General features: G+C 71.8%; 18 protein-coding genes and 1 pseudogene. 10 read left to right on the top strand and 9 right to left on the bottom strand.

The features are described 5' to 3' along the window. Window positions 1-161: 161 nt before the first annotated feature. Window positions 162-497 carry a hypothetical protein gene (locus tag ACFC0G_RS00980; RefSeq protein WP_376395120.1) on the top strand — a complete coding sequence of 112 codons (336 nt, stop codon included), beginning with the start codon at window positions 162-164 and terminating at the stop codon, window positions 495-497. A 97-nt stretch (window positions 498-594) separates the two neighbouring features. Further along, window positions 595-864, top strand: a complete 270-nt coding sequence (locus tag ACFC0G_RS00985) for a DUF6343 family protein (RefSeq protein ID WP_376395123.1) — start codon at window positions 595-597, stop codon at window positions 862-864. A gap of 115 nt (window positions 865-979) precedes the next feature. Here ACFC0G_RS00985 and ACFC0G_RS00990 read toward each other — a convergent pair whose 3' ends face one another. From ACFC0G_RS00990 to rpsA, 4 genes are all read right to left on the bottom strand, one after another. After that, window positions 980-1,348 (bottom strand): tetratricopeptide repeat protein, encoded by a 369-nt coding sequence (locus ACFC0G_RS00990; RefSeq protein WP_376395126.1) that lies wholly within the window; start codon window positions 1,346-1,348, stop codon window positions 980-982. Between the two features lie 77 nt (window positions 1,349-1,425). Beyond that, window positions 1,426-2,031, bottom strand: coding sequence for a dephospho-CoA kinase (gene coaE, locus ACFC0G_RS00995; protein ID WP_376395129.1), 606 nt, complete (start codon window positions 2,029-2,031; stop codon window positions 1,426-1,428). 31 nt (window positions 2,032-2,062) lie between these two features. Next, window positions 2,063-3,001, bottom strand: a complete 939-nt coding sequence (locus ACFC0G_RS01000; protein WP_376395132.1) for a PAC2 family protein — start codon at window positions 2,999-3,001, stop codon at window positions 2,063-2,065. Window positions 3,002-3,188: 187 nt separating this feature from the next. Then, a complete protein-coding gene (gene rpsA, locus ACFC0G_RS01005; RefSeq protein WP_024757309.1) occupies window positions 3,189-4,697 on the bottom strand; it encodes a 30S ribosomal protein S1 in 1,509 nt (502 codons plus the stop codon). 357 nt (window positions 4,698-5,054) lie between these two features. On the opposite strand from rpsA, the gene ACFC0G_RS01010 reads away from it, so the two are divergent. Beyond that, the gene (locus ACFC0G_RS01010) at window positions 5,055-5,894 is read left to right on the top strand and encodes a class I SAM-dependent methyltransferase (protein ID WP_376395135.1); all 840 of its coding nucleotides are present in this window, start codon (window positions 5,055-5,057) and stop codon (window positions 5,892-5,894) included. An 87-nt stretch (window positions 5,895-5,981) separates the two neighbouring features. Beyond that, on the top strand, window positions 5,982-8,555 hold the full coding sequence (hrpB, locus tag ACFC0G_RS01015) for an ATP-dependent helicase HrpB (RefSeq protein WP_376395138.1): 2,574 nt from the start codon (window positions 5,982-5,984) through the stop codon (window positions 8,553-8,555). Here the strand turns inward: hrpB and ACFC0G_RS01020 are convergent. The 3 genes from ACFC0G_RS01020 to ACFC0G_RS01030 all read right to left on the bottom strand — a co-directional run bounded on the left by ACFC0G_RS01020 (window position 8,539) and on the right by ACFC0G_RS01030 (window position 11,684). Beyond that, a complete protein-coding gene (locus tag ACFC0G_RS01020) occupies window positions 8,539-9,525 on the bottom strand; it encodes a DUF3068 domain-containing protein (RefSeq protein WP_376395141.1) in 987 nt (328 codons plus the stop codon). The two genes, hrpB and ACFC0G_RS01020, sit on opposite strands and share 17 nt — an antisense overlap. Window positions 9,526-9,534: 9 nt before the next feature. Further along, window positions 9,535-9,675 carry an SPW_0924 family protein gene (locus tag ACFC0G_RS01025; RefSeq protein WP_107105423.1) on the bottom strand — a complete coding sequence of 47 codons (141 nt, stop codon included), beginning with the start codon at window positions 9,673-9,675 and terminating at the stop codon, window positions 9,535-9,537. 170 nt (window positions 9,676-9,845) lie between these two features. Next, window positions 9,846-11,684 (bottom strand): lytic transglycosylase domain-containing protein, encoded by a 1,839-nt coding sequence (locus tag ACFC0G_RS01030; RefSeq protein WP_376395145.1) that lies wholly within the window; start codon window positions 11,682-11,684, stop codon window positions 9,846-9,848. 267 nt (window positions 11,685-11,951) lie between these two features. Between ACFC0G_RS01030 and ACFC0G_RS01035 the strand changes: the two genes are divergently transcribed. Next, window positions 11,952-12,890, top strand: coding sequence for a DUF4184 family protein (locus ACFC0G_RS01035; protein WP_376396128.1), 939 nt, complete (start codon window positions 11,952-11,954; stop codon window positions 12,888-12,890). A 202-nt stretch (window positions 12,891-13,092) separates the two neighbouring features. On the opposite strand, the pseudogene ACFC0G_RS01040 reads toward ACFC0G_RS01035, so the two are convergent. Both ACFC0G_RS01040 and polA read right to left on the bottom strand, forming a co-directional pair. Further along, a pseudogene (locus ACFC0G_RS01040) lies at window positions 13,093-13,428 on the bottom strand (serine hydrolase); the annotation flags it as partial. 603 nt (window positions 13,429-14,031) lie between these two features. Next, the gene (gene polA / locus ACFC0G_RS01045; protein ID WP_376395148.1) at window positions 14,032-16,752 is read right to left on the bottom strand and encodes a DNA polymerase I; all 2,721 of its coding nucleotides are present in this window, start codon (window positions 16,750-16,752) and stop codon (window positions 14,032-14,034) included. A 136-nt stretch (window positions 16,753-16,888) separates the two neighbouring features. Here polA and ACFC0G_RS01050 point away from each other — a divergent pair, with 136 nt between their 5' ends. The 5 genes from ACFC0G_RS01050 to ACFC0G_RS01070 all read left to right on the top strand — a co-directional run bounded on the left by ACFC0G_RS01050 (window position 16,889) and on the right by ACFC0G_RS01070 (window position 24,357). After that, a complete protein-coding gene (locus ACFC0G_RS01050; RefSeq protein ID WP_376395151.1) occupies window positions 16,889-19,171 on the top strand; it encodes an FdhF/YdeP family oxidoreductase in 2,283 nt (760 codons plus the stop codon). 62 nt (window positions 19,172-19,233) lie between these two features. Further along, window positions 19,234-19,719: a PaaI family thioesterase gene (locus ACFC0G_RS01055; protein WP_376395154.1), complete on the top strand. Its 486-nt coding sequence runs from the start codon at window positions 19,234-19,236 to the stop codon at window positions 19,717-19,719. Window positions 19,720-20,255: 536 nt separating this feature from the next. Next, window positions 20,256-21,491 carry a branched-chain amino acid ABC transporter substrate-binding protein gene (locus ACFC0G_RS01060; protein WP_376395157.1) on the top strand — a complete coding sequence of 412 codons (1,236 nt, stop codon included), beginning with the start codon at window positions 20,256-20,258 and terminating at the stop codon, window positions 21,489-21,491. Window positions 21,492-21,589: 98 nt separating this feature from the next. Then, entirely contained in the window at window positions 21,590-22,519 is a 930-nt protein-coding gene (locus tag ACFC0G_RS01065; RefSeq protein WP_376395160.1) for a branched-chain amino acid ABC transporter permease, read from the top strand. Window positions 22,520-22,524: 5 nt separating this feature from the next. Beyond that, window positions 22,525-24,357: a branched-chain amino acid ABC transporter permease gene (locus ACFC0G_RS01070; RefSeq protein ID WP_376395163.1), complete on the top strand. Its 1,833-nt coding sequence runs from the start codon at window positions 22,525-22,527 to the stop codon at window positions 24,355-24,357.

The raw sequence follows: 24,357 nt of genomic DNA on the forward strand, positions 1-24,357 counted from the left end.
CGACCTTACGGGTGGGGTCTGACAACGGCCCCCAGGGCCGTTCCCCCGGGCGGCCCATCAGCGGATGCCACGCGGTCCGGCAGGCGGCATGGTGGCCTGGACCAGGGGTGGAAGCGGGGTGCTGCCGGCCGCCGCCCTCGCACGACAGAAGAGGATGCGCCATGTCCGTTCGACGGCGTCTCACGACGGCCTCCGGAGCCGTCCTGCTCACTCTCGCGGTCGCCGGCTGCTCCGGCCTCGGCCGCACCACCGTGGGCCCGATCGCCTACGTCACGGAACGCGATGTGGCGGTGAGCGTGACCAGCCCCTCGGTGAACGGCTGCCACCGCCTGGCGCCGTCCGGTGCCACCCACGTCGCGAACGAGAGCCTGACCGACATCGTGCTGTACCGGACCCGGGACTGTAAGGGGAAGGACTCCATCTACCTCCCCATCAACACCAGCGACGGCATCGTGCCCGGCCACCTGCCCTGGCGCAGCTACAGCGTCGTCCACTAGACACCCGGCAGCGCTCCCCGGCCCCCGGCCCCTTCCCCCTCCCCCGCCGCAGGTCCATGCTGGAAGAAGGACAGGTGCCCCGAAGGGAGGGGTCGCCATGCGTTCCGGGAACGAACCGGCCACCGCGCGCAGTGCCCTGCGACTGCGCTTCTGGCTCAGTGTGTGGGGGCTGCTCTGGGCCGTCTTCGGCACGACCGTGTTCTCGCTGGTGGGCCGCCCGGGCTGGGCCGCGGCCTGCGGAGTGCTGCTCCTGGTGGTCATGGTCGACCTGACGATGGTGGTGCGCCACCTCCATCAGGGCCCGCACTGGCAGCCCGGCCGGGACGTCCCGCCCTACGAGCCCGACCACGGCGGCACGGGCCGCTGACCGCTGACCGACTGCCGTCGGTCGCGCCCGCGGCCGGTTCCGGGAGTCGTCAGTGCGGCGGGCCTTCAGCGCCTCCGTGCCTTCAGCGCCGCGTGCCTTCAGTGCCGCCCTGCCTTCAGTGCCGCGTGTCGAATCCCGCCGCCTGGAGGTACTCCGGCTTCGGGTCGAGTGCGGCGGCGAGCCGGAAGTGCCGGGTGGCCTGGGCGGTCTGCCCGGAGCGCTCGAAGGTGCGGGCCAGCGCGAAGTGGGCGAACGCGTTGTCCGGCTCCCGCTCCAGGACCAGCTCGAATTCCAGCTGCGCCGGGCGGAGCTGCGCGGCGGCGAAGAACGCCCGGGCCCGCAGCAGGCGCGCCGCCGTGTTCTCGGGATGGGCGGCGATCACCGAGTCCAGCAGCTTCACGGCGCCACGCGGGTCCCGCGCGGCCAGCAGGTGCTCGGCGGCGCGGAAGTCGATGACGTGTGTTTCCGGGTTCCTGTCGGCCACGATGGCATCCTTCCCTCGATGAGGTGAAGGAACACCGAACCCGGCGGCGGCATTCCGCCTCGGTGCCCGGGGAGGCCTCAGGCCGGGGAGGCGGCCCGGCGCTCCAGCTCGTCCCAGACCTTCCGCACCTGCGGTTCCAGCGCCTCCAGCGGACCGTCGTTGTCGATCACGAGGTCCGCGATGGCCAGCCGCTGAGCGCGCGCGGCCTGGGCGGTCATCCGGGCCCGGGCCTCGGACTCGGCCATGCCCCGGAGGCGTACGAGCCGGTCGAGCTGGGTCTCGGGGGACGCGTCGACGACCACGACCAGGTCGTACAGCGGTGCCAGCCCGTTCTCGGTGAGCAGGGGTACGTCGTGGACGACGACGTCTCCGGCGCCCGCCAGGCTCTCCAGCTCGGCCGACCGGGCCCCGACCAGGGGGTGCACGATGGAGTTCAGGGTGGCCAGCCGGTCGGCGTCGGCGAACACGATGGAGCCGAGCTTCGGCCGGTCGAGCGTCCCGCCCTCGGTCAGGACGCCGTCCCCGAAGGCCGCCACGACGGCGGCGAGCCCCGGTGTCCCGGGTTCGACGACCTCGCGCGCGATCCGGTCCGCGTCGATCAGCACGGCTCCGTACGAGACGAGCAGCCGCGACACTTCGCTCTTGCCGGCGCCGATCCCGCCGGTCAGGCCCACCTTCAGCATGAGCGGCAGCTTAGGGCCTGCCCGGCGGGCACTACGCGTCGCCCTCCCGCTCCGCGAGGAAGCGCTCGAACTCGCGGCCCAGCTCGTCGGCCGACGGCAGGTCGACCGGCTCGGCGACCAGGCTGCCGCGCGTCTCGGCGCCGGCCACCGCGTCGTACTGGTGCTCAAGGCCCTGCACGAGGGCGACGAGCTCCTCGTCGCCCTCGCCGATCTGGCGGTCGATCTCGGTCTGGGTGCGGCGGGCTTCCGTCCGCAGGGCGTGGGCGACACCGGGGAGCACAAGACCGGTGGCGGCCGTGACGGCCTCCAGGACGGTCAGGGCCGCGTCCGGATACGGCGAGCGGGCCACGTAGTGCGGGACGTGGGCGGCCACACCGAGGGTGTCGTGACCGGACTCCGAGAGCCGGTACTCGACGAGGGACTCGGCGCTGCCGGGAACCTGCGCCTCGTCGAAGGGGCTGCTGTGTCCGGGCATCAGGTCCGTGCGGGTGCCGTGCGGGGTGAGGCCGACGGGCCGGGTGTGCGGCACGCCCATGGGGATGCCGTGGAAGTTGACCGCGAGGCGCACGCCGAGCCGCTCGACGATCTGCCGGACGGCGGCGGCGAACCGCTCCCACTCCACGTCGGGCTCGGGGCCCGAGAGGACCAGGAAGGGCGCTCCGGTGGCGTCCTGGACGAGGCGGACCTCGATGGACGGCGTGTCGTACGCGGTCCAGCGGTCGCGCCGGAAGGTCAGCAGGGGGCGGCGGGCGCGATAGTCCACGAGCCGGTCGTGGTCGAAGCGGGCCACCAGCTGGTGGGGAAGGGTGTCGAGCAGCCGCTCGACGATCTGCTCACCGGCCTCGCCCGCGTCGATGTAGCCGTCGAAGTGGTACAGCATGACCAGCCCGGCCGACTCCTGCGCAAGGGCCAGGTCCACGACGGCCAGGCCCTTCGGGTCCCATTCGTACAAATCCTGGGGATCAAGCACGATTACCGCTCCTCCTCGTGTTCTCTCTGGCAACGCCGTGAGCCGCACCACCATTCCCGCGCGGGCCGATCTTCCGGTGGAGGAGTCCGGTGGGCCCCGGTACGGCCGCGGAAACGACCGAGGCCCGCTCCCCCGAAGGGGAGCGGGCCTCGATTCGCTAGCGACTAGCGCTCAGCGGAGAGCCTGTTCAGCTCTGGCCGCCGGCCAGCTTCTCGCGCAGGGCGGCGAGCGCCTCGTCCGACGCCAGGGCGCCGGAGTTGTCGTCCGACTCCGAGGAGTACGAACCACCCGAGATGCCCGCACCGGCGTTGCCACCGGCGGCCGGGGCGGCAGCGCCCTCGGCAGCGGCGGCCTCGTCGGCCTCGCGGGACTTGATGACCTGAGCCTGGTGCTGCTCGAAGCGAGACTGCGCCTCGGCGTACTGGGTCTCCCAGGCCTCGCGCTGGGTCTCGAAGCCCTCGAGCCAGTCGTTGGTCTCGGGGTCGAAGCCCTCGGGGTAGATGTAGTTGCCCTGGTCGTCGTAGGACGCGGCCATGCCGTACAGGGTCGGGTCGAACTCGACCGAGGCCGGGTCGGCACCGAAGGACTCGTTGGCCTGCTTCAGCGAGAGGCTGATGCGACGACGCTCGAGGTCGATGTCGATGACCTTGACGAAGATCTCGTCGTTGACCTGGACGACCTGCTCCGGGATCTCCACGTGGCGCTCGGCCAGCTCGGAGATGTGGACCAGACCCTCGATGCCCTCGTCCACGCGGACGAACGCACCGAACGGAACCAGCTTGGTGACCTTACCCGGGACGACCTGACCGATCTGGTGCGTACGGGCGAACTGCTGCCACGGGTCCTCCTGCGTCGCCTTCAGCGACAGGGAGACACGCTCGCGGTCCATGTCAACGTCGAGAACCTCGACGGTGACCTCCTGGCCGACCTCGACAACCTCGGACGGGTGGTCGATGTGCTTCCAGGACAGCTCGGAGACGTGCACGAGACCGTCGACGCCACCCAGGTCCACGAAGGCACCGAAGTTGACGATCGAGGAGACGACGCCGGAGCGGACCTGACCCTTCTGCAGGGTGGTGAGGAACGTCTGGCGAACCTCGGACTGGGTCTGCTCGAGCCAGGCACGGCGGGACAGGACCACGTTGTTGCGGTTCTTGTCCAGCTCGATGATCTTCGCCTCGAGCTCCTTGCCCACGTAGGGCTGGAGGTCGCGGACGCGACGCATCTCGACGAGGGAGGCCGGCAGGAAGCCACGGAGGCCGATGTCGAGGATGAGACCACCCTTGACAACCTCGATGACGGTACCGGTGACGATGCCGTCTTCTTCCTTGATCTTCTCGATCGTGCCCCAGGCACGCTCGTACTGAGCGCGCTTCTTGGACAGGATCAGGCGGCCTTCCTTGTCCTCCTTCTGGAGAACCAGGGCCTCGATCTCGTCGCCAACCTTGACGACCTCGTTCGGGTCGACATCGTGCTTGATCGAGAGCTCACGGCTCGGGATCACGCCTTCGGTCTTGTAACCGATGTCGAGCAGGACCTCGTCCCGGTCGACCTTCACGATGACGCCGTCGACGATGTCGCCGTCGTTGAAGTACTTGATCGTCTCGTCGATCGCGGCGAGGAATGCTTCCTCGTCACCGATGTCGTTGACCGCAACCTGCGGGGTGGTGGCGGTGGTCTCGGTGCTGCTCGTCATGTGGGTAAGGGCTCCGGTTACGGACAGAAAGTCGTAGGTACTGCTACGCCGAGAGCCCGTATCGCACCAAGAAGCCGGACAGCCAATGAGGCCCCTTCCCGCGAACGGAAAAGTGCCTCGAAAACCGAGGGGACATACAACAGGTACGAGCGCGGCCTGCTCCGTCTGAGGCGCGCAGGCCCGCAGCGCAACCTTTAGCATACGGGGGCGGCCGGACAGGGTCAATGCGCGAAGCGCGCACGACGGGCAGAACCGCGCAAACCCGGCACTAATTCTTGTCCGCCGCGCCGGATCCACGCCTCAGCGGCGGGGTCGGCCGCACAGCGGCACTGAGCGCAAACTACATCGGCGGGCGAGATGAACCAAGAGTACGAACAGCACGAGGGCCGCGACGCGGCCGAGGACGAGTCCGAGGCCACCCGGCGTGACGCGGGGGACGCGGAGAGCAGCCGGGCCAGCCGCGGCTGGTGGGACCGGAACGCGGACGAGTACCAGAGCGAGCACGGGGCCTTCCTCGGCGACGACCGGTTCGTGTGGGGTCCCGAGGGGCTCGACGAGGCCGAGGCGGAACTGCTCGGGCCGGCCGGTTCGCTGAAGGGGCGCGACGTCCTGGAGATCGGCGCGGGGGCGGCGCAGTGCTCGCGCTGGCTGGCGGCGCAGGGGGCGCGGCCGGTGGCCCTCGACCTCTCGCACCGGCAGTTGCAGCACGCGCTGCGGATCGGCGGGGGTGTGCCGCTGGTCGAGGCGGACGCCGGGACGCTGCCCTTCCGGGACGGCTCCTTCGACCTGGTGTGCTCGGCGTACGGCGCGGTGCCGTTCGTCGCCGATCCGGTGCGGGTCTTCCGTGAGGTGCGCCGGGTGCTGCGGCCGGGCGGCCGCTGGGTCTTCTCGGTGACGCACCCGATCCGCTGGGCGTTCCCGGACGAGCCGGGGCCGGAGGGCCTCTCGGTGGCGGCCTCCTACTTCGACCGGACGCCCTACGTCGAGCAGGACGAGCAGGGCCGGGCCGTCTATGTGGAGCACCACAGGACGCTCGGGGACCGGGTGCGGGACGTGGTGGCCGGCGGTTTCCGGCTCGTGGACCTGGTCGAGCCGGAGTGGCCGGCCTGGAACAGCCAGGAGTGGGGTGGCTGGTCCCCGCTCCGGGGGAATCTGATCCCGGGCACGGCGATCTTCGTCTGCGAGCGCCAGGACTAGTCCCGAGCGCCAGGATTAGTCCTATGAATGGGTGGGGCCTGTGGACAGCCGGGCCCGCCTCTTCTTCTCTCGTATGAAACTGAGTGCGTGATCCGAAACGACGCACTCGACCTGCTTCCCGTCCGCCATGCCGTCCCCGAGCTGCTGGCCGCGCTCGCGGAGCGCGGCACGGCGGTGCTGCACGCGCCGCCCGGCACCGGCAAGACGACGCTGGTGCCGCTCGCGCTCGCGGGTCTTATAGGGGACGGACCGAAGCGGCGGGTGCTGGTGGCCGAGCCGCGCCGGATGGCGGTGCGCGCGGCGGCCCGGCGGATGGCCTGGCTGCTCGGCGAGGAGGTCGGCGGGACGGTCGGCTTCTCGGTGCGCGGCGAGCGGCGGGCCGGTCCCGCGACCCGGGTCGAGGTGGTGACGACGGGCCTTCTGCTCCAGCGGCTCCAGCGGGATCCCGAGCTGGCGGGTGTGGACGTGGTCCTGCTCGACGAGTGCCACGAGCGGCATCTGGACGCCGATACGGCCCTCGCCTTCCTGGTGGACGTCCGCGCGGCCCTGCGGCCGGAGCTGAAGCTCATCGCAGCCTCGGCGACGAGCGACGCGGAGGCGTGGGCCCGGCTGCTCACGGCCGTCGACGGCGACGGGCCCGCGCCGATCGTGCGGAGCGAGGGCGAGGGACACGGGTACGCGGTCCGGTTCGCCGCTCCGCCGGCCGGCATCCGGCCCGCGCACGGCACCTGGGTGGACATGGCGCTGCTGCGCCATGTGGCGGCGACGGTCCGGCTGGCGCTGGAGCGGCACGCGGGGGACGTCCTCTGTTTCCTTCCCGGCACGGGGGAGATCGCGCGGACGGCGGGGCTGCTCGCCGGTGTGGACGCGGAGGTGCTCCAGCTGCACGGCCGGGCGCCGGCGGCGGTGCAGGACGCGGTCCTGCGGGGTGCCGAGCCGGGCGGGCGGCGGCGGGTGGTGCTCTCGACCTCCGTGGCGGAGTCGAGCCTGACGGTGCCGGGGGTCCGGATCGTCGTGGACTCGGGGCTCGCGCGGGAGCCGCGGATGGACCACGCGCGGGGGCTGGGGTCGCTGGCGACGGTGCCGGTGTCGGTCGCGGCGGCCACCCAGCGGGCCGGGCGGTCGATGCGTGAGGCCGTCGGGACGGTCTACCGGTGCTGGGCGGAGGCCGAGGACGGCAGTCGGGCGCGGTTCCCCTCGCCCGAGATCAGGATCGCCGATCTCACGGACTTCGCCCTGCGGGTCGCCTGCTGGGGCGATCCGACGGCGGAGGGGCTCGCCCTGCTCGACGCGCCGCCCTCCGGGGCGATGGCGGCGGCCCGTTCCGTGCTCGCGGCGGTCGGCGCCGTGGACGAGGACGGCCGGGCCACCGAGCGCGGAGGGCGGCTGTCCCGGCTGGGGCTCCACCCCCGTTTGGGCCGGGCGCTGCTCGACGGCGCCGCCGAGGTCGGTGTCCGGCGGGCGGCGGAGGTGGTGGCGCTGCTGAGCGAGGAGCCTCCCCGGGAGTACGGGGACGATCTGGCGGCGGCCTGGCGGTCGGCCCGCCGGGGCGAGGACGGCTACGCGGCCCGCTGGAAGGCGGAGGCGCGGCGTCTGGAGCGTTCGGCGGGTGAGGCGGCCGAGCCCGGGCGAGGAGCGGGGCCGGGTCGGGGGCCGGGCTCGGGGGCGGGGGCGGGGAATGAGGACGCCGTGGCCGGTCTGGTGACCGCGCTGGCCTTTCCGGAGCGGGTGGCCAGGGCCCGGGAGCAGGGCGGCTATCTGATGGTGTCGGGCAGCGGGGCCCGGATCGCCGAGGGGTCGGCGCTGCGTGCCACGCCGTGGCTGGCCGTGGCGGTGGCGGACCGTACGGCGCGGGACGCCACGGCGCGGGTGCGGCTGGCGGCCGTGGTCGACGAGGGCACCGCCCGGTGGGCGGCGGGTCACCTGCGGGCCACGGGCGAGGAGGTCCACTGGGAGGACGGGGACGTGGTCGCGCGCTCGGTGGACCGGCTGGGCGCGGTGGAGCTGACCGTGCGGCCCCTCGGGTCCGGGGCGGAGCCCGCTCTCGTGCGGGAGGCGCTGCTCGACGGGCTGCGGCGGGAGGGGCTCGGGCTGCTGCGGTGGAGTCGGGAGGCCTCGGAGCTGCGCGAGCGGCTCGCGTTCCTGTACGCGCAGGTGGGCGAGCCGTGGCCGGACGTGGCGGACGGGGCGCTGGTCGACCGGGCCGGGGAATGGCTGGAACCGGAGCTGTCCCGGGCCGCGCGCCGGGCGGATCTGGGGCGGATCGACGCCGGGCAGGCGCTGCGGCGGCTGCTGCCCTGGGCGACGGGCGAGGCGGGCCGGCTGGACGAGCTCGCGCCGGAGCGGATCGAGGTGCCGAGCGGTTCGCGGATACGGGTCGAGTACGGCGGCGGACGGCCGGTGCTCGCGGTGAAGCTCCAGGAGATGTTCGGTCTGGCGGAGACGCCCCGGGTGGCGGGGGTGCCGGTCCTGGTTCATCTCCTCTCCCCCGCCGGGCGGCCGGCGGCCGTCACCGCCGACCTGGCGTCGTTCTGGCGGGAGGGCTACCGCGCCGTGCGGGCGGAGCTCCGGGGCCGGTATCCGAAGCATCCGTGGCCGGAGGACCCGTCCGCGGCGGAGCCGACCCGGCACACCAGCGCGCGGCTCAGACGGGAGCGGTGACGGGCCGCGCGGGCGCCTCCGGCGGCGTCGCCGGTCGGCGGGAGCGGGCTTCCAGCCAGAAGGCGAGGGCGAGGAGGGCGAGGGCGAGGACGGTGAGGCTCCAGGGCATGTAGGAGACGAGCATCAGGACCATCAGGCGGTTGGACTCGACCAGTTCGCCGACGCTCTTGACGTAGTCCTCGCGCATCTTCACGTGGCCCTCGAAGACGGTGATGGTGTCCTGGCCCATGAGCGCCTTGGCGTTGCGGAGCTCCTCGCGGTGGATCTCCTCGCCGTTGACGGGGGCTCCGGTGACGGGCTCGATCCAGAACATGCGCTTGGTGGTGTACCAGCGGGTGAGGCCCGAGTCGGCGATGACCTGCGGGGGGATCTTGATCGGCATGGTCTTGGGCATGGGGACCTTGGTCCAGGGGATGGTCTGCTCGAAGTAGTAGACCTCCATGCCGCGGAAGGTCTGGGTGCCCTTGTAGTGGATGGGGGCCGAGGTGCGGGTCTGGGCGTCGAAGTACTGGTAGTCGCGCTTCTCGGTGAGGAAGGGCCACTTGAACTCGATGCCCTCGCGCCGGACCGGGTCGCCGTCGACGGTCTCGCCGGTGGCGTGGACGGGGTCCTGGGTGTGGGCGTCGAAGATGTACCGCTCGGGGACCTTGGAGACCATCTTGCCGTCGGGGCCGGTGACGTAGGCGAGGGCGTCCCAGACGACGACGTCGCGGCCGGCGTCGCGTTCGATCCGCTTCGACTCCTCCACGTTGCCCTTGAGGGTCTGGATGATCGTGAGCTTCTCGACCTTCTCGGCCTTGAGCGTGGAGTAGTTGAGGAGGGTCGCGGGCCGGGCCTCCAGGACGGTCTCCTGGTACTGGTTCGGCGGGATCTTCGCCAGGCGCGGGAAGGCGTACCACCGCAGGGTCGGGGCCATAGCGGCGCAGCAGACGGCGAGGGCGAGGAGGACGAGGCTGGCTCGGCGGCGCACGGTCGCCCCCTACTTCTTCGGGCCGGGATCGGCGGTCAGCAGCGGTTTGGGCGAGGTGGGCCCGTCGGGCGGCAGATCGACCAGGGAGACGAGGAGGACGAAGAGGAGGACTGGGGCGAGTCCGATGGCGACGGCGACAAGGGCGCGCATGGTCGGCCTCCCGCTGCTCGATCTGATAGGGCGTCAGGGCGGGGGAACCGTAGCAACGCGACGGCGAGATGAGAACACGTTGCACCCGGGTAACGCGGAACGCCGCCCCTCCGTCCGGTGCGGACGGAGGGGCGGCGCTGGAGGCCGGGTCGCGCGGAGCGGTCCTTCGGTCAGGCCGAGGGTGAGGGAGAGGAGGTGGCCTCGGGCGAGTCCGTCGTGGAGGGCGTCGGCTCCGGGGTCGACGGCTCGGGGGTGGGCGTGGGCGCCGTGACCGTGAGCTCGACGAAGATGCTGCCGCCGCCGGGCGCCGTCAGCTTGAGGAAGTAGGTGCCCGCCTTGTCGCCTGCGAGGAGAGCCCCGGAGTCGAGGGTGATCAGACCGTTCGCGTCGGTCGTGAAGACCTCGGTCCTGGCCGTCGCTCCCGCCTCGCCCTTGAAGTACGGGCCGTCGGCGCTCGCCTCGGTCGCGGTCTTCGAGGTGACGACGGTGCCGGTGACGAGGACACCGGGGGCGAGCGCGCCCTTGTCGGTGGCCTTCACCTTCACCTGCTGGGTGAACCCGGTGCCGGTGGTGGCGGTCAGGGCGGCCTCGCCGTCGAGCCGCGCGAGGGTGTCCGCCTGGCGCTCGGTGACCGTCGCCGCGAACTCGGCGGCGCTCAGGGTGCGGCCCACGACGGTGGCCCGGACGGTGAACGGGCCGACCTTCTGGCCCGCCCGCAGGGCGGGAGAGGCCGCCATGCCGCTGGAGCCGGTGGTGACGGTGGCCGTGGTCGTCCCGCCGGCGAAGCGGGCGTCGGTGGTTCCGCTGATCTCGAAGCGGATGCTCACACCGGCGACCGGCGCGCCCGAGGCGTCGAGCGCCGCGACCGTGGGGGCCTTCCCGAAGACGTTCCCGGTGGTGGTCGTCAGCGGACCGGTGGCCACGGGCGCGAGCCGCGCGACCTTGACGGCCGGCGGGACGGTGGGCGTCGTCGTCGGCGGAGTGGTGGGCTTCGTCGGCGGGGTGGTCGGCTTGGTCGGGTCCGTCGTCGGCGGCGTGGTCGTCGGAGGCGCGCTGGGCTCGGACGGCTTCGTCGTGCCCGGCTTCGGCACGGGGGGCTTCGGCACGGGCGTCGTCGGCGGGGGCGAGACCGGCGGGGTGGGCGTGGGGCGGTTGCCCCGGCCGTGGTCGTCGCTGCGGTCGACCGGCAGCACTCCCGTGCCGTCCGGGACCTGGTGGGTGCCGCGCCGGTAGAACTCGAACCAGGACAGGACCGTGTTCAGGTACTCCGTCGAGCGGTTGTAGCTGAGGACGGCGCGGTCGAGGTCGGCCTTGAGCGCGAGGTTCCGGTCGTTGTCGCAGAGGTAGAGACCGGCGGCCTGCGCGGCGTCGTAGATGTTGTTCGGGTCCTTCTTCCCGTCGCCGTTGGCGTCCTGTCCCCAGGTCGCCCAGGTCGACGGGATGAACTGCATCGGGCCGACGGCGCGGTCGTGCGTCTTGTCGCCGTCGTAGGCGCCGCCGTCGGTGTCCGAGATGTTGGCGAAGCCGACGCCGTTGAGGGCGGGGCCGAGGATCGGCGAGAGAGTGGTGCCGTTGGCATCGACACCGCCGCCGCGCGCCTGCCCGGACTCCACCTTGCCGATGCCGGCGAGCAGCTGCCACGGCAGGTTGCAGGCGGGGTCGGTCGAGCGGATCGACGCCTCGGCCCGCTTGTAGGCGGAGAGGACGGACGCGGGTATGCCGGCCTCGGCGGGCCCGGTGATCACCGGCAGGTTGGTGGTCGCCCCCGGCTTGTTCGGGGTGTTCAGGGGCGGCAGTTCGGTGAAGTACGGGGAATCGCCGGTCGCCGAGTCGTCGGCCGGCGGCGTCGTGCTGTCCCCGGCGCCGATGGCCCGGTCACCGCCCGTGTTGTCCGCGGCCGGCGGGATCATCTCCGGAGCCTGCGAGGCGGCGAGCGCCGCGACCGCCGCGGCCACCACCGCACCGCTGGTGGCCCCCCTGCGCAGCCGGCGGCCCAATTGCGCTGCCATACCTGTGGTCCCCTCCCCGTCGACGCGTCCCACGCTCCCCGCGTGTGACCTCCGGCGACCCTATGCCAACTCCGGACCACCGGGCACGGGCGCCTGACCGTGTTTCACGCTTTCGTCACCTCTTGGTCGCCTGCCGACCGGACACGGACCGGTGGCCTCCTCACGTATACGGGTCGGGAAGGGGAACCGACCGGCGGGTCCCGCGCCTCTTGTACTGCGGCCGTGCCCCGTCTCGGCCGTCACCCCGGAACCGAGTGGGAGCTCCCGTTGCCGTTCACGCTCAGCCATGCCGCCGCCGTCCTGCCCGGGCTGCGCCGGGACGGGACCGCGCGCGGACCGCTGGTCGCCTCCGCCCTCGTCGCGGGTTCCTTCGCACCCGACATGACCTACTTCGCGGCCACGGCGGCGCCGGGGGCGATGGCCCTCGGCGATGTCACCCACTCCCCCGTCGGGATCGTCACGGCGGACGTGCTGATCACCGCGGTGCTCGTGGCCCTGTGGCTGACCGTGCGCGAGCCGCTCGTCGCGCTGCTGCCCGCCCGGTGGCGCGGACGGGTGTACGGGTTCGTACGGGGCCGGTCCTGGCGGGACCGGCACACGGCGGTGCTCGCCGGGTGGTTCTTCCTCTCCGCCGTCCTCGGCTCCACGACCCACGTGGTGTGGGACTCGTTCACGCACATCGACCGCTGGGGCACCCGGGCGATCCCCTTCCTCGGCGAGATCGTGGCCGGGTTCCCCGTCTATCTCTACGCGCAGTACGGCGGTTCCGCGCTGGCCCTGGGGTTCCTCTCCTGGTTCACGCTCCGGGCGCTGCGCTCCACCGCTCCGGGCACGGGGCTGCCCGCGCGGGTGCCGGTCCCGGGCCGGCGGGGGCGGCTCGTCGCGGTCGGGCTCATCGGCGGCTGCGTCCTCGCCGGCGTCGCCCACCGGGTGCTGCGCTGGGCCGCGTACTGGGGCTGGGACCGGATCGAGACGCCCCTGGACGTCATTCCGACGGCCTGCTTCGGGGCCGGCGCGGGGCTCGCCGTCGGGCTCGTGCTGTACGGGACGGGGGCGCGGCTCCTGGGAACGTCGCCCAGGTCCCTCCCTGCAGCGGAGGGTGCGGCGGGCTCGGAGGGAGCGGTGGGGCCGGAGGGAGCGGCGGGCTCGGAGGCCGAGGCGGCCCCGGTCGGCCGTGCGGAGCGCTCCCGTCCGGGGTCTCGCTGATCCTGTCCCCGGGGGTGAAGCCGCGGGCCACCGGGCTGCCCGCGAGTCCGCGGTGCACGGCGAGGGCGATCCTCTCCAGGGTGCGTACCCCGTACCGCATGGTGGGGTTGTCGTGGCTCAGGAGGGCCAGCCGGTAGTCGGCGGCGGCGCCAGTGCCGGGGTTGCCGGTGGTGGTGCCGGTGCTGGTCCCGCGGACGATGCCGATGCTGTGGACGCGCCACGCGTGGTTGGCGCGGGGCAGCCAGCCGTTCTTGAGGTGGACCTTGACCGTGCGGGGCGCGCCCGCGGTGACGCCCCAGGCCTGGCTGCTGACGACCTGCCCCATCAGGGTGAGCGCCTCGGTCCGGCGGGAGACCGCGGCGAGCAGGGCCAGCTGGTCGCGGGCGGTGGTGCGGGTGAGGCCCCAGTAGCGGTCGTGGCCGAGGACGGTGTCCTGGGCGCCGGCCTCGCGCAGCACCCTGTTCAGCCGGGCCCGCGAGAGCCCCCGCCACAGGTCGGTGGCGGCGGTGTTGTCGGAGCGGGTGATCATCGCCTTCATCCGCCGGCCCTCCAGTCGGGTGGGCGCGCGGCCCAACTCCTCGGCCCGGCCGAGGACGGCCTGCAGGATGAGGACCTTGGCGATGCTGGCGGAGTCGTAGACCTGGGTGTCCCCGAGCCGGCAGCGCAGTCCGCTCCGAAGGTCGTGGACGGCGACCGAGACCGTGCCGTCGCGGCCCTTGAGCGCCGCGGCGATGCCCTCGGACACGCGCGCGGCGACGGCGGGGTCGCGGGACGAGGTGCAGAGGGCGGGCGCGCGGTGCGCCTCGGCGGGCCAGGCGGTGCCCGACGCTCCGAGGAGCGCGCCGAGGAGGGCCCAGGCGCGGAGGCGGGAGCGGCGGCTCGTGATCACGCTCCCCAGTTTCAGGGAGCGGGCCTGTCGGCCCGCCCCCTGACTGGTCCACCTGGCGCACACCCGCCGGAGCCGGCCCCCGGACGGCTGCACCGCGCCCGTGGTGCGGGTTCAGGCGCCAGAAGCCTGGGCCCGGCAGGGGGCGCCGTCCCGTGTGCCCACCCGTCCCGCCCTGCGGGACGATTGCCCACACGGCGGGGGGTGGGCCCACCGACAGGCTCGGGCCCACGCCAGCGGGCGTGGGCCCCTGTGTCAGTGTGCTGCCGAGTCCCAGTTCGGGCCTACGCCGACGGAGACGTCGAGCGGGGCGCGCAGGTCGGCCGCGGCGGACATCTGCTCGCGGACCAGGGCCTCGACCTGCTCGCGCTCGCCGGGGGCGAGTTCGAGCACGATTTCGTCGTGGACCTGGAGCAGCATCCGGGAGGCGAGACCCGCCTCCGTCAGCGCCCGGTCGACGCCCAGCATCGCGACCTTCACGATGTCGGCGGCCGTGCCCTGGATGGGGGCGTTGAGCGCCATCCGCTCGGCGGACTCGCGGCGCTGCCGGTTGTCGCTGTTGAGGTCGGGCAGATAGCGGCGGCGGCCCAGCATCGTCTCCGTGTACCCGGTGGCGCGGGCCTCGTCGACGACCCGGCGCAGGTAGTCGCGGACCCCGCCGAAGCGCTCGAAGTAGGTGTCCATCAGGCCGCGGGCCTCGCCCGGGTCGATGTTCAGCTGCTGCGAGAGGCCGAAGGCGGAGAGGCCGTAGGCCAGGCCGTACGACATGGCCTTGATCTTGCGGCGCATCTCGGCGTCGACGGCGGACCGCTCGACGCCGAAGACCTGGGAGGCGACCGTGGTGTGCAGGTCCTCGCCGGAGGCGAAGGCCTCGATGAGGCCCTCGTCCTCGGAGAGGTGGGCCATGACCCGCAGCTCGATCTGGCTGTAGTCGGCGGTCATGAGGGCCTCGAAGCCCTCGCCGACGACGAAGCCGTGCCGGATGGCGCGGCCCTCGTCCGTGCGCACCGGCACGTTCTGCAGGTTCGGGTCGGTGGACGAGAGGCGACCGGTGGCGGCGACCGTCTGGCTGAAGGTGGTGTGGATCCGGCCGTCGGCGGCGACGGTCTTGATCAGGCCCTCGACGGTGGAGCGGAGCCGCGCCTGCTCACGGTGGCGGAGCATGATCACGGGCAGGTCGTGCTCGGTCTGGCCGGCCAGCCAGGCGAGCGCGTCGGCGTCCGTCGTGTACCCGGTCTTGGTCTTCTTGGTCTTCGGCAGGTTCAGCTCGCCGAAGAAGACCTCCTGGAGCTGCTTGGGCGAGCCGAGGTTGAACTCGTGGCCGACGGAGGCGTGCGCCTCCTTCACGGCCTGCTGCACGGCGCCGGCGAACTGCTGCTCCATGGCCTCCAGGTGGTCGCGGTCGGCGGCGATGCCGTGCCGCTCCAGGCGGGCGAGGAGGGCGGAGGTGGGCAGCTCGACGTCGTGGAGGAGCTCGCGGGCGCCGACCTCTCCGAGCCGCTCGTCGAAGGCGTCGGCGAGGTCGAGGACCGCCCGGGCCTGGGTCATGAGGGCCTCGGCCTCGGCGGTGTCGTCGGCGCCGAAGGCGAGCTGGCCGTCGGCGGCGGCCGCCGGGGCGAGCTCGCGCCCGAGGTACTCGACGGAGAGCGCGTCGAGCGCGAAGGAGCGCCGGCCGGGCTTGACGAGGTAGGCGGCGAGGGCGGTGTCCATGGTGACGCCCGCGATGCTCCAGCCGTGCTCGGGGAAGACCCGCATGGCGCCCTTGGCGTTGTGCATGACCTTGGGGCGGTCCGGGTCGGCGATCCACGCGGCCCAGGCCCGCTCGTCGGTCTCGTCGAGCGCGCTGGGCTCGAACCAGGCGGCGGCGCCGCCGGCGGCGGCGAGGGCGATCTCGCTCACGTTCCCCGTGCCGAGGGCCCAGGTGTCGACGGTGGCGATGCCGAGGGGCTCGGTGCCGTGCTCGGCGAGCCAGGGGGCGAGCTCGCCGGCGCCGAGGACGGTGGTGTCGAGCTCGACGCCCGCGGCGGGGGCCGGGGCGGCCTCCTCGGCGGCGCCGGGGTCGACGGCGAGGAGCCGCTCGCGCAGCGAGGGGTTGCGGATCTCCAGGGTGTCGAGGACGAGCGCGACGGCCCCGCGGTCGTACGGCTCGCGGGCGAGGTCCACCACGGTCTTCGGCAGCTCGACGTCCCGGACCATCTCGGTGAGGCGGCGGTTGAGCTGGACCGACTCCAGGTGGTCGCGGAAGTTCTGCCCGGCCTTGCCCTTGACCTCGTCGGCGCGCTCGACCAGCTCGGCGAAGGAGCCGAACTGGTTGATCCACTTCGCGGCGGTCTTCTCGCCGACGCCGGGGATGCCCGGGAGGTTGTCGGACGGGTCGCCGCGCAGGGCGGCGAAGTCGGGGTACTGCGAGGGGGTCAGGCCGTACTTCTCCTGGACCTTCTCCGGGGTGAAGCGGGTCAGCTCGGAGACGCCCTTGGTGGGGTAGAGCACGGTGGTGTGCTCGGTGACGAGCTGGAACGAGTCCCGGTCGCCGGTGACGATCAGGACCTCGAAGCCCTCGGCCTCGGCCTGGGTGGCGAGGGTCGCGATGACGTCGTCGGCCTCGAAGCCGTCGACCGCGAAGCGCGGCGCGTGCATCGCGTCGAGGAGCTCGCCGATGAGCTCGACCTGCCCCTTGAACTCGTCGGGGGTCTTCGAGCGGTTCGCCTTGTACTCCGGGAACTCGTCGGACCGCCAGGTCTTGCGGGACACGTCGAACGCGACGGCGAAGTGCGTGGGCGCCTCGTCGCGGAGGGTGTTCGCCAGCATCGAGGCGAACCCGTAGATCGCGTTCGTCGGCTGTCCCGTCGCGGTGGTGAAGTTCTCCGCGGGCAGCGCGAAGAACGCGCGGTACGCCAGGGAGTGCCCGTCCATGAGGAGGAGTCGCGGGCGGTCCGCTTCGGTCTTCTCGGTCTTCTTCGATGCTGTCTCGGCCACGGAACGATCCTCCCACGCCCCACTGACATTCCCGGTCGCCCGTGCCCCGTCGCGCTGCCCGGCCCGGTGCTCCGTCGGTGGCGCGTGACAGGATCGGAGGCGTACGCCGCAGGATTACCGCTCAAGGGAGAGCGCGATGGTCAGCAAGCCCCCGGCCGGTGACCCGGTACAGGACGCACCGCAGGTCACGCCGCCGCAGCACGCCGCAGCAGGCCTGCCCGCCATCGGGCACACCCTGCGGATCGCGCAGGAGCAGATGGGGCTGCGGCGCACCGCGCGCACCCTGCTCAAGGTCAACCAGAAGGACGGCTTCGACTGTCCGGGCTGCGCGTGGCCGGAGGAGGACAAGCGGCACGTCGCCGAGTTCTGCGAGAACGGGGCGAAGGCGGTCGCCGAGGAGGCGACGCTGCGCCGGGTGACCCCGGAGTTCTTCGCCGCGCACCCGGTGGCGGACCTGGCGACGCGCAGCGGGTACTGGCTGGGCCAGCAGGGCCGGATCACCCAGCCCATGCTGCTGCCGGAGGGCGGCGAGCGGTACGAGCCGGTGACCTGGGAACGGGCCTTCGCGATCATCGCCGAGGAGCTCCTGGCCCTGGGCTCGCCCGATGAGGCGCTGTTCTACACGTCGGGCCGGACCAGCAACGAGGCCGCGTTCCTGCTTCAGCTCTTCGCCCGCGAGTTCGGTACGAACAACCTGCCGGACTGCTCCAACATGTGCCACGAGTCCTCGGGTTCGGCGCTGACGGAGACCATAGGGATCGGCAAGGGCAGCGTCTCCCTCGAGGACCTGCACAGGGCGGACCTGATCGTCGTGGCGGGGCAGAACCCCGGCACGAACCACCCCCGGATGCTCTCGGCCCTGGAGAAGGCGAAGGCGGCGGGCGCGAAGATCATCTCGATCAATCCGCTGCCCGAGGCCGGCCTGGAGAAGTTCAAGAACCCGCAGACCCCGCAGGGCATGCTCAAGGGCGCCGCGCTCACCGACCTCTTCCTCCAGATCCGGATAGGCGGCGACCAGGCCCTCTTCCGGCTCCTCAACAAGCTGGTCCTGGAGACGCCCGGGGCGGTCGACGAGGAGTTCGTACGGGAACACACCCACGGGTACGAGGAGTTCACCGCGGCGGCGCGGGCGGCCGACTGGGACGAGACGCTCGCCGCGACCGGCCTCGACCGCGCCGAGATCGAGCGGGCCCTCGAGATGGTGCTCGCCTCGGAGCGGACGATCGTCTGCTGGGCGATGGGGCTCACGCAGCACAAGCACTCCGTGCCGACCATCCGCGAGGTGGTCAACTTTCTTCTGCTGCGCGGGAACATCGGGCGGCCGGGCGCGGGCGTGTGCCCGGTGCGCGGCCATTCGAACGTGCAGGGCGACCGGACGATGGGCATCTTCGAGCGCCCCGCGCCGGCCTTCCTCGACGCCCTGGACAAGGAGTTCGGGATCGTCTCGCCGCGCCACCACGGCTACGACGTGGTCCGCTCGATCGAGGCGCTGCGCGACGGCGACGCGAAGGTGTTCTTCGCGATGGGCGGCAACTTCGTGGGGGCGACGCCCGACACGGAGGTGACGGAGGCGGCGATGCGGAACGCGCGCCTGACCGTCCACGTCTCGACGAAGCTGAACCGCTCGCACGCGGTCACGGGCACGCGCGCGCTGATCCTGCCCACCCTCGGGCGCACCGACAAGGACGTGCAGAAGAGCGGTCGGCAGATCGTGACCGTCGAGGACTCGATGAGCCTGGTGCACGCCTCGCGCGGCAATCTGCCGCCCGCGAGCCCGCACCTGCTGTCCGAACCGGCGATCGTCGCGCGCATGGCCCGCGCCGCGCTCGGCGGCGAATCGGCCACTCCCTGGGAGGAGTTCGAGGCGGACTACGCCACGATCCGGGACCGCATCGCGCGCGTGGTGCCGGGCTTCGAGGACTTCAACGCCCGCCTCGCGGCGAACGCGGGCGGCTTCGCGCTGCCGCACGGTCCGCGCGACGAGCGCCGCTTCCCCACGAAGACCGGCAAGGCCAACTTCACGGCCGCGGCCGTCGAGTACCCGAAGGTGCCGGAGGGCCGGCTGCTGCTCCAGACGCTCCGCTCGCACGACCAGTACAACACCACGATCTACGGCCTGGACGACCGCTACCGGGGCATCAAGGGCGGCCGCCGGGTCGTCCTCGTCCACCCCGAGGACGCGGCGGCGCTCGGGCTCGCCGACGGGGCGTACACGGATCTGGTGAGCGAGTGGACGGACGGGACCGAGCGCCGGGCGCCCGGTTTCCGGGTGGTGCACTACCCGACGTCCCGGGGCTGCGCGGCGGCCTACTACCCGGAGACGAACGTCCTCGTCCCGCTGGAGTCCACGGCGGACGTGAGCAACACACCCGCCAGCAAGTCCGTGATCGTCCGTCTGGAACAATCGCAGTCCGCCTAAGCGTTTGCTCAGGCGGGTCGGAACGCGACACGCGGCCGTACAAAGACGAACGGAGCCGGGCCATGGGTGAACAGCAGCACGTGAAGTTCCCGCAGGAGATCATCGACGAGTACGCGGCACTCGGCGTCGACCTCCCCGCGCTCTTCTCCGCCGGGCACCTCGGCAACCGGATGGGCGTGCAGATCCTGGAGGCCTCGGCCGAGCGGGTCGTCGGCACGATGCCCGTGGAGGGCAACACGCAGCCGTACGGGCTGCTGCACGGCGGCGCCTCGGCGGTGCTCGCCGAGACGCTGGGCTCCGTCGGCTCGATGCTGCACGGCGGTGTCTCCAAGATCGCGGTCGGCGTCGACCTCAACTGCACCCACCACCGCGGGGTGCGCAGCGGCCTCGTGACGGGCGTCGCGACGCCCGTGCACCGCGGGCGGTCCACCGCCACGTACGAGATCGTGATCACCGACGAGCAGGGCAAGCGGGTCTGCTCGGCGCGGCTGACCTGCCTGCTGCGCGAGGTCGACGCCAAGGACGCGGGGATCGTCGCGGGCGGCTGACGCGCGGAGTCGAACGATCAAGGGGTGGCACCGGACAAGGTGCCACCCCTTCGGCGTCCCCTCTTCGATTCCGCCGGCTGTCACTCTCCGTGATCTTCGTTCGGGAGGTGAACGGGAGGAATCCGAAGGGAACGGAAGGGCCGATTCGTCCGCTGAGGTTTCTGCCACTGTCCGATATCCGGAGAGTCCGCTGAGCGGACCGTCAGTACCAAGAATCGCTCAAGCCCCTTAGCGGAACTGCACGTTCTCACTATGTGAACACCGCAATACCAACCCCTATGCCCCGGTATTCCCCACCGCTGCGCACACTCTTTCCCCGTCGGCATAACAAGACAGTCACATCATGCCCTCGGCGCTCCCCGACCCTCCCCACCTGCGCTTAGAGTCACCGCCAGTCACCGCGCCGCCGGGCGCGTCCTAACTGCACGGCCCTGTACCAACTCAGTACGGCCCGGCGTTCGACAACGGCACCCCTCGCTCCGCAGCTTCACGGCACCGCCTCATCCGAGGGGGCCGCGCCAGGGAAAGGACCCTTCGTGCGAAACCGTTCGTTGCTCATACTCACCACCGCGGTCACCGCGGGTGCACTCACCCTCACCGCCTGCGGTTCGCGTGACGACAAGGGCGGCGCCGAAAAGGGCGGCGGCGACGGCAACGTCACCGTGACCATCGGTCTCGACGCGCCGCTCACGGGTGAGCTGTCCGCCCTCGGCCTCGGCATCAAGAACTCGGCCGACCTCGCGGTCAAGACGGCCAACGAGAAGGCCTACGTCAAGGGCGTGACCTTCAAGCTGGAGTCCCTGGACGACCAGGCCCAGCCCTCCGCCGGCCAGCAGAACGCGACCAAGTTCGTCGCCGACAAGGCCGTCATCGGCGTCGTCGGCCCGCTGAACTCCTCGGTCTCCGAGTCGATGCAGAAGGTCTTCGACGACGCGAAGCTGGTCCAGGTCTCCCCGGCCAACACCAACCCGTCGCTGAGCCAGGGCGTCAACTGGAGCACCGGCGACAAGAAGCGCGGCTACAAGTCGTACTTCCGCACCGCGACCACGGACGCCATCCAGGGCCCGTTCGCCGCCCAGTACGTCTTCAAGAAGGCCAAGAAGACCAAGGCCTTCATCATCGACGACAAGAAGACCTACGGCGCCGGCCTCGCGGGCACCTTCAAGGGCGAGTTCGAGAAGCTCGGCGGCAAGGTCCTCGGCACCGAGCACATCAACCCCGACACCAAGGACTTCTCCGCGGTCGCCACCAAGGTGAAGAGCTCCGGCGCGGACGTCGTCTACTACGGTGGCGAGTACCCGGCCGCCGGCCCGCTGGCCAAGCAGATCAAGGAAGCCGGCGCGAAGGTCGTCGTCGTCGGCGGCGACGCGATCTACAGCCCCGAGTACGTGAAGCTCGGCGGCGCGGCCGCGACCAACGGCGACATCGCCACCTCCGTCGGCTCGCCGATCGAGGAGCTCGCCTCCGCCAAGGAGTTCCTGACCAACTACAAGGCCAAGGGCTACAAGGAGGCCTACGAGGCCTACGGCGGCTACGCCTACGACTCGACCTGGGCGATCATCGAGGCCGTCAAGAAGGCCACCGAGGGCAACGGCGGCAAGGTCCCCGAGCGCGCCAAGGTCGTCGAGGCCATGCAGGGCGTCTCCTTCGAGGGTGTGACCGGCAAGGTCTCCTTCGACGAGTTCGGTGACACCACCAACAAGCAGCTGACGGTCTACAAGGTCGAGGGCGGCGCGTTCAAGCCGGTCGAGTCCGGCACCTTCGGCGGCTGATCAACCCCACCACTCCAGCACCACCTTCACCGCGCGGGGGGCCGCACAAGGCGCCCCGCGCGGTGTCACATCCGTCGAAAGTCTCGGAGGACAATGCGGTGAACGAACTGCCGCAGCAGCTGGTCAACGGCCTGCTACTGGGATCCATGTACGGGCTCGTCGCCGTCGGCTACACGATGGTCTACGGCATCGTCCAGCTCATCAACTTCGCCCATGGCGAGATCTTCATGACCGGCGGCTTCGGGGCGCTCACGGTCTGGCTCATCCTGCCCGGCGGCACCAGCATGTGGGTCGCGCTGCCCGTCATGATCATCGGTGCCGTACTCGTCGCGACGACCATAGCCGTGGGGGCGGAACGGTTCGCCTACCGCCCGCTGCGCGGTGGCCCCCGCCTCGCCCCCCTCATCACGGCCATCGGTCTCTCGCTCGCCCTGCAGTACGCGGTGTGGGTGTGGTACCCCGAGGCGAAGTCCGCCCGGACCTTCCCGCAGATCCCCGGCGGCCCGATCGAGCTCGGCCCGGTCACCATCCAGACCGGCGACGTCTTCCTCCTGATCGCCGCCCCGATCTGCATGGCCGTCCTCGCCTTCTTCGTCATGCGCACCCGCGTCGGCCGCGGCATGCAGGCCACGGCGCAGGACCCGGACACCGCGAAGCTCATGGGCGTCAACACCGACCGGATCATCGTGATCGCGTTCGCCCTCGGCGCCGCCATGGCCGCGGTCGGAGCCGTCGCCTACGGCCTCAAGTACGGCGTCGTCGACTACAAGATGGGCTTCCTCCTCGGACTCAAGGCCTTCACGGCCGCCGTCCTCGGCGGTATCGGCAACATCTACGGAGCCATGATCGGCGGAGTCGTCCTCGGTGTCGCCGAGACCATGGCGACGGCGTACATCAGCCACATCCCCGGTATGGAGCAGCTCGGCGGCCAGTCCTGGGCCGACGTCTGGGCCTTCGTACTCCTCATCGTCGTACTCCTCGCCCGGCCACAAGGCCTCCTCGGCGAGCGCGTCGCGGACAGGGCGTGAGCACCATGACCACCATCTCCGAGAACACGACGGCGGCCACGACCCCCAAGTCGACCGAGCCGACCGGCCTCATCGGCTTCGTGCCGGCCCGGATCGCCCGCGCCCTCGTCCTGGGCGGTGGCGTCCTCACGGTCGCCGCCTGCTTCCTCTCCTGGACCTGGACGCCCACCTTCCCGGGTGACCTCACGTACTACGGCTCCCCCGCCGGCCTGCAGCTCCAGGTCCTGGTCCTGGGCGTGCTCACCACCCTCTTCGCCCTCTCGTCGTACGGCGTCAAGGGCACCCGCTGGCTGACCCCGGCCGGCGCCGACGCGGCCGTCAAGGTCGCCGCGCTCGCCGCCTTCGGCACCGCCTGGTTCACGGTCTGCGCGATCAGCATCCAGCTCGGCGGCCCGGTCAACCTGGAGCCCGGCGGCGCGGTCGTCGCGCTCGCCACCCTGATCACCCTCCTCGGCGCCCTCGCCCTCCCCTTCGAGCGGCCGCAGGTGCTGCCCGTGGACCCGGAGGACACCGCCTGGGACCAGTTCAAGCACCGGGCCGGCAACGGCTGGACCGCCTTCAAGGGCGCCTTCGCCGCCACGGGCCCCGCCCGCAAGCTGCCCCCGATGCACTCCTCCGTCGAGATCCTGATCATCACGGGCATCCTCGCCGTGGCGCTCGGCGTCTTCACCTACGGTGTCGGCACCGAGTACGACGAGCTGTTCCTCGGCTTCCTGATCACGGCGGGCCTCGGCTTCGCCGCCATCAACAAGTCGGGCCTCATGCAGCAGGCCACGCAGCTCACCAAGAAGCACCAGAACCTCACCATCGCGGGCGCGTTCACCGCGGCGGCGCTCTTCCCCTTCACCCAGACCGACGACCAGTACGCGACGCTCGGCGTCTACATCCTGATCTTCGCCACGGTCGCCCTGGGTCTGAACATCGTCGTCGGCCTCGCCGGTCTCCTCGACCTCGGGTACGTCGCCTTCCTCGGCGTCGGCGCCTACGCGGCCGCCCTCGTCTCGGGCGCCCCGACCTCCCCGTTCGGCGTGCACTTCCCCTTCTGGGCCGCCATCCTGGTCGGCGCCGGAGCCTCCCTGGTCTTCGGTGTCCTGATCGGTGCCCCGACCCTGCGGCTGCGCGGCGACTACCTCGCCATCGTCACGCTCGGCTTCGGTGAGATCTTCCGCATCGCGGTGATGAACACCGACGGCACCTCCGGTCCCGACATCACCAACGGCTCCAACGGCATCGCGTCCATCCCGAACCTCAGCATGTTCGGGTTCGACTTCGGCGCCGAGCACTCGATCGCCGGCTTCACCATCGGCCGCTTCGCGAACTACTTCTTCCTGATGCTGCTGATCATGGCGGTCGTCGTGATGGTGTTCCGCCGCAGTGGCGACTCCCGGATCGGCCGCGCCTGGGTCGCCATCCGCGAGGACGAGACCGCCGCGCTCGCCATGGGCATCAACGGCTTCCGGGTCAAGCTCATCGCCTTCGCGCTCGGTGCCTCGCTCGCCGGTCTCGCCGGTACGGTGCAGGCTCACGTCACCTACACGGTGACGCCGGAGCAGTACCTCTTCGCCGGGCCCATCCCGCCCAACTCCGCCTTCCTGCTCGCCGCCGTCGTCCTCGGCGGCATGGGCACCATGAGCGGTCCCCTGGTCGGCGCCTCGCTGCTCTTCCTCATCCCCAACAAGCTCCAGTTCATGGGCGAGTACCAGCTCTTCGCCTTCGGCGTCGCGCTGATCCTGCTCATGCGCTTCCGCCCGGAGGGCATGATCGCCAACCGGCGCAACCAGCTGGAGTTCCACGAGAACGACGAGACGCCCGCCACGCTCACCAAGGCAGGTGCGTGA

The organism is Streptomyces sp. NPDC056169, from assembly GCF_042268445.1.
GTDB lineage: Bacteria > Actinomycetota > Actinomycetes > Streptomycetales > Streptomycetaceae > Streptomyces.